We start from the raw sequence: 14,408 nt of genomic DNA, 5'->3' as shown, positions 1-14,408 counted from the left end.
CCTTTTACTCATAAAACTTCTTCGGAAGAGTCACAACCGGATTGGAGACAGGGCATGGCAATTTTTAGACGTACGGTGGCAAGCGCGATCGTGGCACTTTCCGTGACCAGTGCCGCCTACGCGCAATCCAGCGTCACCTTGTACGGCATTGCGGACACCGCAATACAGTACGTTAGCAATGTCGGAGGACACGCCCTATTCCAGGAGGGAAACACGCACGCACCTGACATCTTCGGCATCAAGGGCGTTGAGGATCTCGGTGGTGGGCTACGCACCGTCTTCGACCTTCAGAACGAATACTTGCTAAACAATGGTCAGGCACTTGTTCCGGGCACCCTATTCAACAGAAAGTCGTATGTCGGACTGCAGTCGGATACCTATGGCACGTTGACGCTTGGTCACCAACCCAGCTTCATGTACGACGTTCTGTCCAATTATCAAACGCCGTTCGTCCTCGGCAACATTCTCTCGCTTCACGAGGGCAACCTGGATGAGGTTGCGAACTTCTACCAGTTCAACAATGCGGTGAAATATGTCAGCCCGACCATTGGCGGCTTCTCCTCGGGGGCAGAATTTGCATTCGGAAATGTGGCCGGCAATTTCGGCGAAAGCAGAGATTACTCTTTCTTTGTCCAGTACAAGGGAGGACCTCTGAGTCTAGCCGCCACGTATGCGAACGAGAACAACCGTTTTCTGGAACTCTCCAGCTTTATTGGCCTTCCGTCGCTGTTCGGCACCGCACTTCCTCAGGCCGAAGGCGTTGTTGCCAATAAGCTCGTCAACTGGGGGCTCGGGGCATCGTATCAATTCAAAAATCTGCTTCTGCACACCACGTTTACGCAATCGCGCATCACACTGGCGACTGGCCAGGGCAACGCCAACACAGTTGACGCGGGTGCGAACTGGACCATCAAGCCCGATGATGTCCTCGCAATTGGCGGATGGGTGGAAAATCTCGACGGCGGAAACTGGAAGACCTTTACCTTCTCGAACTCTTACCTATTCTCGAAGAGAACTACTGTCTACCAGCAGGTGACTTACCAACACGCATCCGGCGCCCATAGTGTCGCGTCGCTCACGGGCGCAGGCGTGGCATCCGGCCGTTCTGTTACCGGCGTCTCGGTTGGCATCCAACATTACTTTTAAGAGTGCAACCTCGGCCGCGGCTAAAGGGACATGCTGTGACAAACACCGTCAGTCGCGTAGGCAGCGCCATGCCGAGCACAGTGCAGCAGGCTTCCGCCGGACTGTGCCCGGCACTTCTGGGCGCTGTATTTGCAGAGACGTTGCAGCATTCCGGACAATATATAAACGCGGCACTAGCCGGCCTCGTGGCGGAGTTTGGTTTAATGTCGCGCCTACCGCTCAGCGCGCTCGCCTATAGCACCAGGCATCGTCCACCGCCCGGGCCGACCAACCCGGCATTTCCGCTTTGCACTCCGTCTAGAAGAAGTGAATGACACCCGTAACGATCGAGCGCTGGTTGACGCCTGGGCTGGTTGGCGACGTGCTTGAGATGCCCAGCGTACCTTTCGCGTTATTTCTCGACAAACCCGCCTCGGTGTACACGTCCGTAGATTTCGAAAGCAGATAATGAACGCCAAGCTTGAAGAAGCAGCCATTGCGCTCGTTGTTCACTCTGTCGGAGAGATATGTGTAGTCCGAAACAAGCCTGAACGCCGGAGTAATGTCGTATCGTCCGCCTGCCGAATAGTAAAACTGATTGCTTCCGGTGGCGGGATCCTTGAAGTTCTGAAGATTCAGACTGGCCTTGAAGCGGTCGCCGGTATAGGCGAGAAAAACGGTGTACGCCCGTGCCACCGTACCATTGGTCACGCCGGTCGGATCATTACCGTCGATATAGCCCGCGTTCAGGGATACAGGTCCTAACGTGTAGTACAGCGCAGCAGATACCTCCCGCTCGTTCTGGAAATCACCCGCGGTTCCGCCAAAGCTATTCAGTACGCTGCCGCTAAGGCCGTAGACGGTTGGCGTCTGATATTTGACCGAGTTGTTGGCCCATGTGTATTGGAATCCATTAAAGCCGGTACGGGTCTGAAAAACCGTGTTTGCCACTGAGCCGAAATTCTCGAAACCACTGGCATCTGTGTGATACAGCACTTCGATAAACGGGGTGTAGTGTCGACCAAACGACAGTGTGCCGAGGTTGTCCTTCTTCAGTCCCGCCCACGCGCCACGATCGAACAAGTAGCTTCCCTGCGACGTGGGCGCGCCCGAGTTCGTCATTTTTCCACTACCGGACAGAAAACCTGACTCGAGTCTGAACAGCGCCTGTGCCCCTCCTCCCAGGTCCTCCACCCCCGAAAAGATCAGCCGGCTGACAATCAGATTCGCCTGACCGTAGGCCCACTGGTTCTTATCGGGTGCACCGACGCCGTTCGTGAAACTGAGTCCACCATCGATGATCCCGCTCAGCGTGACACTGGATTGCGCCTGAGCTTCGCTCATTGCGATGGAAATGGCTAAAACAGCGATGATTTTCTTGTACATCCCTAGTCTCCGTTTTTACTAAATCCCATAGATTCATTGGCATATAATTCGTCATGCTAATTATTTTATTTTCACCATGGATTGCATCACTCGCTCGCTCAGAGTAGCCCACAAAAGTACCCTGGAATGTAGACCGGCACTTCCGCGTGCCGGACCGCCAAAGCCGAGTTACCGCGCGTAGCGCATGAGGAAATCCCGCAGCGCCGGGTTGACAAGCTCAGCGTGCGTCATATTCGGTGTGTGGCCAGCCTTGTCGATGAGGACGAAGCCCTTGCAGTTCGGCAGGCCGGCCGCGAGCGATTCACCACACATCGGGCTAATGGCAATATCGTCACTACCGTGAAAGACAATCGATGCGTGAGTGATTTCCTGAAGCCGCGGCGTGATATCGTCCCTCGACGTCAGCGCATTGACAGCGTGGTCGAAATATTCGGTGGGAAGCTGCAGCCATTTTTCGATCCACGCCGGCGACCCTTCATACTGGGCGCCCAGCAGGAACGTCGACAAGTCCTGTGCCACATGAGTGGCACCATTTCGTGACCACTCGTTCTTGAGCGTTTCGAACGATTGCTGCACGGCCTCGGAGTCGAGATCGCTGCGCGTCGATACCAGTGCGAGCGCCCGCAAGCGGTCGGGCTCCAGCAGCGCCGCACGCATGGACAGGAAGCCACCTTGAGACATCCCGACCAGCGACGCCGATGCGATCTCCAGATGATCGAGTAGCGCGATAAGATCCCTCGCGGAGTCCCAGTAGCTAAACGCCTCGCTGGTCGGTCCAGTCGCGCCGAACCCCCGTTGGTCCCAAACGATGCAGCGGAACGCATGCCGAAGCTCGGCAATGTTCAGCTGGAACATTTCGCGGTCCATCAGAAAGCCGTGACTAAACACCACAACAGGTGCGCCGGCCGGCCCCGATTCCTCGTATGCGAAGCGGATTCCCTCGCGCTCAAAATACTGCATATGTCGTCTCCTTATGTGGCCGGGCGTCCGGTGACTCAATATACGGCTGATACCCATGGGACCTCTGACCGAACGGATCGCCCGCTTGCCGGATCGTCCGGAATTTCGTCATTTCAGCGTTGCCACATAAGCTGAAACCGCGGCAATCTCGTCATCGCTCAACAGTGGAACGATCAGGCTCATCAGTTTTCCCTTGCCGCCGCGCGAGCCGTTCTTCCATGCGTGGAGTTGGGTTTCGACGTACTCCTCGTGCTGGCCGGTGATACGCGGAAAGTCAGGCTCGATTCCGCCGCCCGCCGCCCGATGACACGAAATGCAGGCCGGCGCGCCATTCGCGCCGCCGTGCGTATACACAAGCTTGCCGGCATCGACGAGTGCCGCGTTTGAAGCCGCACCCGGCGCAGGCTGTTTCGCCGCATAGTAGGCCGCGAGCGCCTTCATCTCCTCGGGTGACAGGTCTTGCACCATCGCCTGCATGATCGCGCTGTGCCGCAACGGCGGCACACCCGGGCCGCCCTTGAATTGCGTGAGTTGCTTATACAGATACTCCGGATACTGCCCCGCCAGGCGCGGATAGGTACCCACCGTGCTGTTGCCGTCTACGCCGTGACAGGCCGCGCAACGCTGTGTCGTCAGTTCTACGACACGTTCCTGCAGGTCGGCGGCCGGTGCGCCAAAAGTGGCGCACAACAAGACTCCCGCAACCACCGCAGCGCGTGCTGCTGGCCGCGCCGCGGCCCTTTCTAGCGCGTTTCTACCCATTGACGTGTCTCCTCGCATTTGGTTAAGTTGAGCCTATCCAAATTCCCGGTTTGCATGCTTGTCACCGCATCTTTCTGCTTACCGATAAGTCTGTTTTTTTGTTGTACGAAGGATCTTCGGCAGTACATATGCCGCTGTTCCGCGAGGAGCCAAGTTGAGTATCACAACAGTGCCGCATGACGTAGATAAACCAGTCTGGATTCTGCAAGGCGACTTTGGTCGAGCAACGGTGAACTTCATTAGCCGTCCGCTCGTTGCACACGCGCATTCGCAATATCAGTTCCTGTTCAAGCTTGGCGGCAGCGACTGCCACTTCCGCATTGCAGGTGAAGACTGCATGCTCACGGCAGAGCGCGCCATCTGCCTGAATCCATGGCTCGAACATGCCAAGAGCGCCAGCGACGAAACCCCGTCGTTGATTCTTTCGCTCGTTATCGAAGCGTCCTGGTTGCGCACTCGATTGCACCTGGCGGACGGCAGTACCGCGAACATTTTTCCGCAGCACGCAGTCGTCGTCACACCAGACGTGCGTCACCATGTAGACCGGATCGCAGCCGCCATCACCAATCACCTGGTGGCGCAGGACGACGGCTGCCTGTCTATTCTCGAGGACCTGATCACCGCGCTCGGCCGCGACTTTGCCGATCCCACGCTGACCGCCGGCATGACGCCCTCCGGCAGGCCGGTCGATTTCCGCATTCGCAAAGCGCTTGATTTCATCAAGCACGCGCCGGTCGCCAATCCCTCGGTCGCGTTGGTGGCGACTCAGGTGGGGCTGTCGCGCTCGCGGTTCTTCGAGCAATTCCGGCGCTGCATGGGGGTGACGCCCCAGCACTACATCGACTGGGTGCGCATGTCACAAGCCATTCGGTTGCTGGGCGCAAGCGACAAACCACTTGCCGACATTGCCGCTGAACTCGGATTCGAAGAGCACAGCCATTTCACCCGGTTCTTCGCCCAGCACATGGGTGTACCGCCCAGTGAATTTCGCAGACACTCCGTCAACCTGAGTGCCCCGATCCAGTAACGCCTGGGCAATCCCCAATGTGGGCGTAACGCCGGACGGTTCGCTCCGGCGTTACCCGCCCGGCTACAACCACGTCGTGCTTCTACCGCGCTGGTGCTGCGTAGGATGTGTCGGCAGTCACCGGGTTGCGCAGCACGCCGAGCCCGTCGATCTCAACCTCGACGCAGTCGCCTGGGCGCATGTGAACGAGGCCCGGCGTCGGAAACGGTCCATATTGACGGCTCAGGTCCTGGCCTTCCTTATCGTCGGGCTGCGGTTTCAGCGCGCCGGGCGTACCCATCGCAATGAGATCGCCCGGTCGCAGACGGTAGCCCTGGCTGAGATAGCTGATGACTCTCGCCACATCCAGCAGCATGTCGTCCAGCGGTGCACGCTGACGCACGACACCATTGACGCGCGTCACTACCGTGTGAGTCGCCGGGTCGCCAAACTCGTCGCCAGTCATCAGCCACGGTCCATAGGATCCGGACGCTTCGAAATTCTTGCCCAGTCCGAACTGGCGATTGTGCATCTGATACTCGCGCACCGACCCTTCATTGAGGCACGTATAACCCGCCACGTGCTCCATGGCTTGCTCGACCGGGATGTAGCGGCCAGGCTTGCCGATGACGACGCCCAGTTCGCCTTCATAGTCGAAGGCACGGGCAATGGCCTCCGGTGGCGCAACAATGGGCTCTCCTCCGCCCACATAAGACGCTGCCGTGCGCATAAACAGATGCGGAAAGTCCAACGAGGTCTGCAAACCCGTCTCAGCAATATGACTCTTGAAGTTCAGCGCAAGTGCCCACATTGCATTCGGACGGTCGAGAAACGGCTTGAGCGTGACAGAGGCGAGCAAGCGATCCCCCTCGCGGCCGTGGGCCGCTTTCCGGAGTCGTGCAAGACCGTCTTCCTGCTCGAGAATCGCAATCAGGCTGGCGGGCAAATCTGGCGCAATGTCCGCAACGGCGACAAAATGCGTCGAGCTGGTCACAACCCCCAGCGCGGTATGGCCGGATTCGGCATAAGCAATGATTTTCATAATCGAGGTCTATCCGTGACGTAAATGCAAGGGAATGAAGCAGCAGATGGCTTAGTGCTCGGCCACCGCATGATTGTCGAAATGTTGTGCGGTTCTGCGGCCTGCCAGCGCGAGCGCGCCGAGCACGAGAATCGCAGCCGCTGCGGGCAGCACGGCGGTGACGACGATCTCGCGCGCGGGCCATCCCATTGACAGCAGCACACCGCCAATCGCTGGTCCGACGAACGAACCGACGCGCCCGACCGCATGCCCCCAGCCCACGCCGGTCGCGCGTATTTCGGCGGGGTAGAAAGAAACCGCGAGTGCGGTTTGACCCATAATGCCGTTGACGAGCCCGGCTCCGATCACCGCGATGAGCAGCAGCGCAAGGCTGGGTACGACCGCAACCTGGCTAAGCACGGCAATGCTCAGGATCACGAGCACGCCCCCGAACGCCAGTCCCGACTTCAATCTGAGCTTGCCGGCAAGTGTCATCATCGCGACGGCCAGCGTCATCAGGATGTTGCCGCTTAGTCCACCGACACTAAAGGCCGCCATACCCACGGATGCGTGATCCGGCGCAAAGCCGAAGCTGGGGAGGAGCGTAGGCAGCCAGAACAGCAGCGCATAGACATCCGTAAAGATCAGGAAGGAGAACGTCCACAGCAAGCACGTATAGACGCCGAGCCCGTCCTTGAACAGCACTTTGAACGGATTGGACGACTGCATCGCGACACCGCCCGGGGACCGCTTCCCCTCGGTTGGCAGAATTCTGAAGAATGACGGCACCAAGGCAAACGGCAGCACACCGCCCACGACAAAAATGGATTGCCAGCCGAACCCGCGCATGAGCGGGCCGCCTGTCACTCCGCCGATCACCGCGCCCACTGACATACCCGTCGTCACCAGCAGCGACGCCGCCACTTTGTGCTTCGCCCCAATGATGCTGGCCGACGCCGTAATCGCGATCGGCAGCGCGCCGCCAAGGCCAATGGCTGCGATCAGGCGCAGCGCCGACAGGCTGGCGACGTCGTTGGCGAACATCGTCGCCAACGTGCTGCCGCCGAACAGCACGACACTCAGGAGACCGATGATCCGATTGCCGACCCGCTGGGCAAGCGGGCCGCTGATCATGAAGCCGATCGCCGCACCGATGTTCGTCGCCACAAAAACCGGCGTGAAGCGGGCGGGCGCGAGACCCCACGCATCCGCCAGCTTCGGCACGACGAATGAAATCGACGTGGTATTGAATCCGTCAAGGACAATCACCAGAAAACATATCACCAGAGCCCACAACCATCCGGAACCTGGCCGTTGCACGGGTGCCTCTCCCGTCGCGGCTTGTTTCTCTTTGGCATCCATCAAATCATCTCCTTACTTCGCGTGCACAGCACGCGATGCGCACTGTGCCGCTGTTTTGACGTCTTACCCAACCACCTGCACTCCTAAGTTCTCGGAATCAGGTTCGCGTGAATGTCGAGAGACGCTGCTGCAGCGCCGCCGAGAAAATATTCTTCGGCAGCATGCAGTGAATGCCCTTGGGCGGAACGGTCGCGTACACCGTGCCAGTCTGGTTCGCGTATTGCGTGACGCGAAAGCTGCCCGCCACACTGAAGATGCCGTAGCAATCCTCGGGCGCAATGCCCGTCGCGGCGGAAAGCCAGCCAATCATCTGACGCAAACAGACCACCAACGAATTGTCGAGCGTGTCGGCAAAGCCGAAACCGATCCAATGGTCCGGCGTTTCCGCCATCGGAACGTTGAGCGCCGCGCGCTTGTGCAGCACATATTGAATGCGCATTTCCTCGAAAGCGGTCTCGATCGAAGTCTGATCGACGTTGCCTTCACCCGATGCGCCCATCGAACCGCCCGTCCAGACACGGCCGCCCGACACCTGGACCGGCAGGAAAATCGACGTCCCCACACCCAGCACAGCACAATCGAGGTTACCGCCGTAGTTGCCGGCGAGGTTCGCGCTGACCGGTTTGTCCCCTGGCGGCTGCGTGCCGATGTAGGCCTGAAATGGCTTCAACGGAATGTTCACACCGGGCACGTAGGCTGCGGCCGTGCGGTCCTTGTCGAACTTCAGGTAGCGCAGATATGGCTTGAAATCGTGCGGTAACGCCCCGACGCCCGGCGGCGCCGAATTCCAGCCCCAGTCGATCGGGCGCATGCTGACCATCCGGCACTCGATCAGGTCGCCCGCTTCGGCACCCTCCACTACGACTGGGCCGATCAGGGAAAACGCGCCGTTCGGATACTTCTTGCGGATCGGCTCGCGCTCCTTGAACGTCATACCGTACTTCGCCTCGTTGCCCCAGTTGGTCCATGTGCCGTCGTACCATACCGTGTCACCCGATCTGACGGCGGCGGCGACCGCGGTATCGGGCTCCATCTGGCCCACCCGCACAGTCTCTTCCGAAGGTACCAGCCTGACCAGCGCACCGTCCGGGGAGGCCAGCCCGGCGCCCTGACCCGGCACACCGGCGCTTTGCGCGTTGCCCCTGAGCGGAAAGCCAAATGCGCCTGCTGCCATTGCACCAAAACCGAGCTTGAGCATGGTCCGGCGACACAATGCGGTTGCGTCCACCGTGGTCGCGCTCCGCGGCTCCGTCGCATCCTCCGTGATGAGCGGATGACGATTCTGTTGTGCCTCATTATTCATGTGTATTCCTCATTTATTCCTGGTGTACCGACACAAGTCAACGCGTAGTCGACGCGCCGATCGCTTCGATTGCGCCCTTGACCGCCTGTTCGTCGATTTCCGAAGGCGCTCCGCTCGCGCCCATTGCGCCGAGCAGGTGGCCGCCGGAGAAAATCGGCTGCACGCCCCGCGCCGGCAGGAAGGGTGCGTAATAACCTGCGCCGGATACATTGCTGTACTCGGACGGATCGTCCTTGAAGCGCTGTTCGAGCGTCGCGCCTGACTGTCCGCCGAGTGCAACGGAGGCGAAGGCCTTGCCGCGCGCGAAGTCGAGGCTCGCAAAGGGCGCCCCGTCCATGCGTACGGCGGCGATCAGATGGCCACCTGGATCAACTATCGCGAAGCTCAACGCAAGATGGTGTGCACGAGCCGTGGCGCTGGCGGCTTCGATGAGCTTCATCGCCTGGGCCAGACTCACCGAAGATGTCTCCAGCGGCGCGAGCGCGTCCTGCGTGGCTGCCGGCTCGGCTGCGGCGGCGCCGCGTGCGCCTAAAAGACACAGCGAGCAGAGCGATGCGATCGCTGCCGTCCTCGTCAACCGAAGCGGGATATGGAATTTCACACTTGTCTCCTCTTTGTTACTGCACAACTCGTCTCAAACCGAAGCGTACGCGCGCGTCACGCGATCGCTATGACCGGAAAGCCCGCACGTTTACCGCTGAGTCCAATTCTTTCTCGAGCCGCCTATCCAACGCGGCGAAGGAAACGGTGAATTCTGATTTTGCCCCACACGCCGATTGCAAAGAGTGGGTCGTTACGATTGAAGGCCTCCACTTCGTCGCGTGTCTGCGCTTCCACCAGAAAGAAGCTGCCGATCTTCGTCTCGCCCGCATCGTCCATCAACGGGCCGGAGGTGACGAGCTCGATCGGCCGGGTTTCCAGATACGCACGATGCTTCGGAGTGTTCGACTTGCGAAGTGCCAACGTGCCGGGCTTATCGATGCAGTAAACGATCCAATGCATGAGTTTCAACTCCCCATCAAAGTCAAATTGGCTTGATGCGCGCTTGATTTGCAGCGCAAGCATCGTCGCCAGATTGAACAGTTTCACTGCCCTGAAGCGGGCATGCTGTTATCCGGCTTGGCGGCCGCCTTGTGCTCTGCGCTTTGCAGGTTCTGCGGATAACTGGTCAGGTCGCCACCCGGTTGATAGCCATTCTTCTCAAGCGTTTTGAGCTCTGCATTCTTCTTTGCCCGCGCTGCCTTGCGTTGCGCCTTGCGAATCTGCTTCGGCGTAGACGCCGCAGACGGGGCCGCGCCGATTGCGTCGGACGTCTGGGCAAAAACGGAAGTCACATCGATCAGAGCAAACGCTAAGCCGAGCGTTGCAAGGGCCTTAAGGGAAGTAAGGCGGAGTTGAAGCATGAAAGAGTCTCCGGAATAGGCTGGATACAGGAATGACCTCATGGGCCATGAAGTCTGACCCAGTATCGGTCCATCGCCGCGCAATCGAATGCGCTGCGTGTCCTGTGGTTTACCGGATGCTCCGATTTTTTGGAATCTTGCTCGAACCCTGCCGGAAGGCAATGAATTCGGTACCTCCGCGGTCGCATCGAGATATCGAAGCCGCGTAACAAATAACATGCGTCTGAGGATGGTCGAACAGGATTGCGCGATGGCCGAATATAAACCGAGCGGATGCGGTCAACCGGACAACGAGTTTCGATTTTCGGTCAACCGTGCTGATTCGTGGTCCGATGAATTGAACGGACGTAAGCGTGCGCGGGTTAGTCCCGCGCACGCTTGTCCGAACCGGACGCAACAAAACGGCTAGTCCTTACTGAGCCACGGATAGCGGCTTGTATCGCGCCCCGCGTAGTCCGGATCGAGGTAGATGTAGACGCGCTGAATCTTCCAGTCGCGAATCTCGAACACATCGCACCAGTTCCCCGCGCCCCATGCCGGCACGCCGGCGCGCCAGGGACCGTCGTAGTGCTCGCCGTGACTTGTGCCTTCGCATACCAGCACATCGCTGCCGGAGAAAATCCAGTTGAAATGTGCGTAGTGGTGAGTAATGGACTTCAGTGTGCCGCCGACATCACCGAACAGCTTGCCGATCTGATCCTTGCCGCTCGCAAGACCCCACTTCGGGAAGAACACCTGCGCGTCGTCAGCGAACAGATCGAGGATACTGCCGCCTGTCGAAGTTACACCGCCGTTGTCGAATGCTTTTAGATACTCAATAGCGACCGATTTTCTCTGCTCGTCGGTCATCGTTTGGGTGGTAAGCGCCATGATCGTCTCCTCTTGGCGGGTTGCATGGATAAGGGCCGCTTTCGGTGTGATCCGTCAGCGGCAAGTCATCGCATCTTCAGCGCGGAAGCTCTTTGTGCGCGCTGCGCGCCGCGAGATAAGCGAACGCCAGAATCGGACCCAGCGTGGCCCCGCCCGCCCAATAGGCACGTGCCGACGCCGATGCGACGCAATTGCCGACGCCATACAGGCCTGCAATCGCATTGCCCATATGATCGAGCACCTGTCCGGTGGGATTGGTTACCGGACCGCCTTTGGTATCCAGGTTGCCGCCCGTCAGCAAGGCTGCGTAGTAGGGCCCGCTGCCGGCAAGCGGATACATTGTCGGATTCGGCGCCGATGGTTCGGGGGCGGTCGGACCGTTGAAAAGAAGTTCGACGGGCCGCTCGCCGCGCTGGAAATCGAGATCCTTGCCGCTCTTCGCAAACTCGTTGAAGCGCTCGACCGTTGCCGGCAGATTGGCTTCGAAGTCCTCGCCGAAGTTCAGGTTGCCGATTTGCGGAGCCAGTTGCGCGACCCGCTCACGGATCTTTTGCGCCAGCTCGGCTAGCGTATCGCCTTTGATGACATGTGCATCGTTGACGCCTTCGGGCACGATGAAACGCCCGTACTCGGTGCTCGCCGAATACCGCTGACTGCGTGCATCCCAGATCGCTGCAAGAGCGAGATTCGGATATTGCGAGGTTGCCGGATCCCAGGAGAAGAACGCCTGCGCCGATTCGTTGTAGGCGAGCTTTTCATTGGTGACCCGTTTGCCGTACTGATTCACGTAGATCATCGAATCGCCCGATGGCGAGAACGTCCCGACCAGGCTCGGGTCGTCGTTCAAAGCCTTCTCGAGGACAATCGGACACATCCACGCATAGTTCATGTTGCGCAGCTCCGCTCCCACCGCAGTGCCGATCGGGACGAAATCCCCCTCGTTGCTGCGTGCCGCACAGCCGCCGAAAACCGGCGCGCTGAGGAAGTTCTTGCGCATCGTCTTGTTGTGCGTGAAGCCGCCTGTGCCGAAGATCACCGCCTTGCGCGCCTTGAACGTCATTGCACCAAGCTCTGCGACATCGGTCTCGACACCCGTCACGGCGCCACTGTCGTCGACAATGAGCCGCTGAACGCGGCAGTTCGTGCGGATTTCCACGCCCGCCCGGCGCGCCGCTTCGGACATCGAACGGACCGCCACCGCGCCGCCGTCGGACATCGAATCGCAAGCCCCTTTAGGCAACAGGACCCGCCCTTTGGGCGCCTTGTCTTCGGGCAGTTCGGCCCAGTAATCGGTCACCTCGGGACAATGACGGTATTCAAGCGCGCCCTTCTCGGCGAGCAGCTCGGCGGCGGGCGACGCATTATCGTAAATCGCCGCGCACATGTCGAACTCCCACTGTGTCATGCCGAAGCGCGGCAAATCCGGACTATAGGTCTCCGGCCGCGACAGCCGCGCCATGTAGCGTATGCAATCCTCTCTGCTGTCTTCGATACCGAGTTCGCGCATGGGCCGATTATTGGGCACCCAGTACCAGAACGCCGCCTTCTTCGCCGTGCCGCCCAGGTCAGCCGCTTTCTCCAGCAGCAAGACCTTGTTGTCCTGCCACGCGGCAAACAGCGCGCAAGCGAGACCTGCGGCACCCGCGCCCACTATCACCATGTCGAATACGCCATCGAATCGCTCCGCTTTCACGGGCGTTGCGGATTTGCGTGGAATGTCACTCATGAGATGTCTCCTGATTTCTCTGCGTCAATGAATACCTGCCCGCGCTCGATGCGAATGACGACCGGCCTAAGCGCCGCGCCCTCGCATGGGCCGTCCATGCATGCACCGTCTTCGAAGCGAAACATCGCGCTGTGGTGTGCGCACATCACCCACTCGGCGTCGTAAGTCCAGAAGGTATTGGGTTCGTAGTTCAGTGGAATCGAAAAGTGTGGGCAGACATTGCGATAGGCCCAGGCCTCATCACCGCGACGCAATACGACGATGCCCGGCGCACCGGCACACTCGGGCGGTAATTCAAGGCCACCGCCGTCGGGTACGTCCTCGAGTGCGCATAGACCGGCATGCAACGGCACGTGATTCGTTAAGCTCATCATTCCCCCCTCACGCGCGATGGGCCGCCGACGACGCGTTGAGCGCCTTCGTCACGTCATCCGTAGCCGGTCGTGCAGAAGTCCCATCGTCGCGGAATACGACCCGCCGGCCCACCGGAAAGAGTTGCAAACCAAAACGGCGCGACACGAAGCCCCACAAGCCCTGCGGAAAGAACATCGTCACCACAATGGCGAGTGCGCCGAGTCCGATCAGATACCAGGTACCGTAGTCGGACAGAAACTTGTTCAGGACGAAAAAGATCAGCGCACCCAGAATGGGGCCCTCGAGCGTCCCCAGCCCGCCAATCAGCACGATAAAGATGCCGAATGCTGTCCAGTTCACCGAGAATGCGGCGTCAGGCGAAATGCGCAGGTTGCCGAGAAAATACAAACCTCCGGCGAGCGCCGTTCCGCATGCCGACACCAGATAAACGAACAGCCGCGCACGCTTCACATCGACGCCTTGACTGCTCGCCGCAACCGCGTTGTCGCGCATCGCCGTCAAGGCAAGTCCTGCTTTCGAGCGCAAAAATACGTAGAGCAGACCGATCGCAGCCGCGACGATGATAAGCGCGAGCCATAACGTGAGCGACTCGCGCAGCGCACGCGGCACATCCTGCAGCGCGGTCAGGCTGGTGCCCGAACCGCCGCCGAGCACCGAGACGTTGGCGACCGTGAGGCGAAAAACCTCCGCGATCACCCAGGTGCCGATCGCGAAGTAGCCGCCTTCGAGGCGAAACGCCACCAGCGAGACCGGAATCGCCACCACAGTAGCAACCACAGCGGCAATCGGTACCGCGACAAACGGCGAGACACCGCAATAGTTCGCGAGGATCAGCATGCCGTAGCCGCCAACGCCGAAAAACGCCTGCTGCCCGATCGACACCATGCCGCCGTATCCCGCCAGCAGATTCCACATCATCGCAAAGACCAGGTACGAGGCCAGCTGCACAAAGTCGTGCAACGCATCGCGTCCGGCCCACCACGGCGCGCTTGCTACCGCGAGCGCAATTACCAGCAGGACGAGCACAGCGACCCGGCTCGCCCGCGTGGCGCGCCGCACTTCAAAACTCGCTGAAACTGCAGGACGGTTCAATAGCGTGTTCATGTCGA

The 14,408-nt window shown here is 59.7% G+C and carries 15 protein-coding genes; 2 read left to right on the top strand and 13 right to left on the bottom strand.

The window, feature by feature from the left end; translation table 11 throughout:
- Positions 1 to 54 precede the first annotated feature (54 nt).
- Positions 55 to 1,146: a porin gene (locus P3T40_RS20415; protein ID WP_429269541.1), complete on the top strand. Its 1,092-nt coding sequence runs from the start codon at positions 55 to 57 to the stop codon at positions 1,144 to 1,146.
- A gap of 297 nt (positions 1,147 to 1,443) precedes the next feature.
- On the opposite strand, the gene P3T40_RS20410 is transcribed toward P3T40_RS20415, so the two are convergent.
- The 3 genes from P3T40_RS20410 to P3T40_RS20400 form a co-directional block, all read right to left on the bottom strand.
- A complete protein-coding gene (locus P3T40_RS20410; protein WP_429269540.1) occupies positions 1,444 to 2,511 on the bottom strand; it encodes a porin in 1,068 nt (355 codons plus the stop codon).
- A gap of 168 nt (positions 2,512 to 2,679) precedes the next feature.
- On the bottom strand, positions 2,680 to 3,471 hold the full coding sequence (locus tag P3T40_RS20405; RefSeq protein WP_429269539.1) for an alpha/beta fold hydrolase: 792 nt from the start codon (positions 3,469 to 3,471) through the stop codon (positions 2,680 to 2,682).
- Between the two features lie 108 nt (positions 3,472 to 3,579).
- Positions 3,580 to 4,233 carry a c-type cytochrome gene (locus tag P3T40_RS20400; protein ID WP_429269538.1) on the bottom strand — a complete coding sequence of 218 codons (654 nt, stop codon included), beginning with the start codon at positions 4,231 to 4,233 and terminating at the stop codon, positions 3,580 to 3,582.
- 154 nt (positions 4,234 to 4,387) lie between these two features.
- On the opposite strand from P3T40_RS20400, the gene P3T40_RS20395 reads away from it, so the two are divergent.
- Positions 4,388 to 5,260, top strand: coding sequence for a helix-turn-helix domain-containing protein (locus P3T40_RS20395; protein ID WP_429269537.1), 873 nt, complete (start codon positions 4,388 to 4,390; stop codon positions 5,258 to 5,260).
- An 82-nt stretch (positions 5,261 to 5,342) separates the two neighbouring features.
- Here the strand turns inward: P3T40_RS20395 and P3T40_RS20390 are convergent, their stop codons facing one another.
- The 10 genes from P3T40_RS20390 to P3T40_RS20345 all read right to left on the bottom strand — a co-directional run bounded on the left by P3T40_RS20390 (position 5,343) and on the right by P3T40_RS20345 (position 14,403).
- Entirely contained in the window at positions 5,343 to 6,281 is a 939-nt protein-coding gene (locus P3T40_RS20390) for a fumarylacetoacetate hydrolase family protein (protein WP_429269536.1), read from the bottom strand.
- 51 nt (positions 6,282 to 6,332) lie between these two features.
- Positions 6,333 to 7,622, bottom strand: a complete 1,290-nt coding sequence (locus P3T40_RS20385; protein ID WP_429269535.1) for an MFS transporter — start codon at positions 7,620 to 7,622, stop codon at positions 6,333 to 6,335.
- A gap of 97 nt (positions 7,623 to 7,719) precedes the next feature.
- The gene (locus P3T40_RS20380) at positions 7,720 to 8,925 is read right to left on the bottom strand and encodes an acetamidase/formamidase family protein (protein ID WP_429269534.1); all 1,206 of its coding nucleotides are present in this window, start codon (positions 8,923 to 8,925) and stop codon (positions 7,720 to 7,722) included.
- Between the two features lie 37 nt (positions 8,926 to 8,962).
- A complete protein-coding gene (locus tag P3T40_RS20375) occupies positions 8,963 to 9,526 on the bottom strand; it encodes a GlcG/HbpS family heme-binding protein (RefSeq protein WP_429269533.1) in 564 nt (187 codons plus the stop codon).
- 122 nt (positions 9,527 to 9,648) lie between these two features.
- Positions 9,649 to 10,014: a YciI family protein gene (locus tag P3T40_RS20370; protein ID WP_429269532.1), complete on the bottom strand. Its 366-nt coding sequence runs from the start codon at positions 10,012 to 10,014 to the stop codon at positions 9,649 to 9,651.
- Positions 10,011 to 10,328 (bottom strand): DUF4148 domain-containing protein, encoded by a 318-nt coding sequence (locus P3T40_RS20365; RefSeq protein ID WP_429269531.1) that lies wholly within the window; start codon positions 10,326 to 10,328, stop codon positions 10,011 to 10,013. Before P3T40_RS20365 ends, P3T40_RS20370 begins: the two co-directional genes overlap by 4 nt.
- A gap of 405 nt (positions 10,329 to 10,733) precedes the next feature.
- Positions 10,734 to 11,198: a nuclear transport factor 2 family protein gene (locus P3T40_RS20360; RefSeq protein ID WP_429269530.1), complete on the bottom strand. Its 465-nt coding sequence runs from the start codon at positions 11,196 to 11,198 to the stop codon at positions 10,734 to 10,736.
- 76 nt (positions 11,199 to 11,274) lie between these two features.
- Positions 11,275 to 12,924, bottom strand: coding sequence for an FAD-dependent oxidoreductase (locus P3T40_RS20355; RefSeq protein WP_429269529.1), 1,650 nt, complete (start codon positions 12,922 to 12,924; stop codon positions 11,275 to 11,277).
- Positions 12,921 to 13,295 carry a Rieske (2Fe-2S) protein gene (locus P3T40_RS20350; RefSeq protein WP_429269528.1) on the bottom strand — a complete coding sequence of 125 codons (375 nt, stop codon included), beginning with the start codon at positions 13,293 to 13,295 and terminating at the stop codon, positions 12,921 to 12,923. The genes P3T40_RS20355 and P3T40_RS20350 overlap by 4 nt, the downstream gene beginning before the upstream one ends.
- 10 nt (positions 13,296 to 13,305) lie before the next feature.
- Positions 13,306 to 14,403: a branched-chain amino acid ABC transporter permease gene (locus P3T40_RS20345; RefSeq protein WP_429269527.1), complete on the bottom strand. Its 1,098-nt coding sequence runs from the start codon at positions 14,401 to 14,403 to the stop codon at positions 13,306 to 13,308.
- Positions 14,404 to 14,408 lie beyond the last annotated feature (5 nt).

This window comes from Paraburkholderia sp. EB58 (genome assembly GCF_050436665.1).
Taxonomy (GTDB): Bacteria; Pseudomonadota; Gammaproteobacteria; order Burkholderiales; family Burkholderiaceae; genus Paraburkholderia.
The sequence above is the reverse complement of the archived record's forward strand: the minus strand, read 5'-3'. Positions and strand labels throughout refer to the sequence as shown.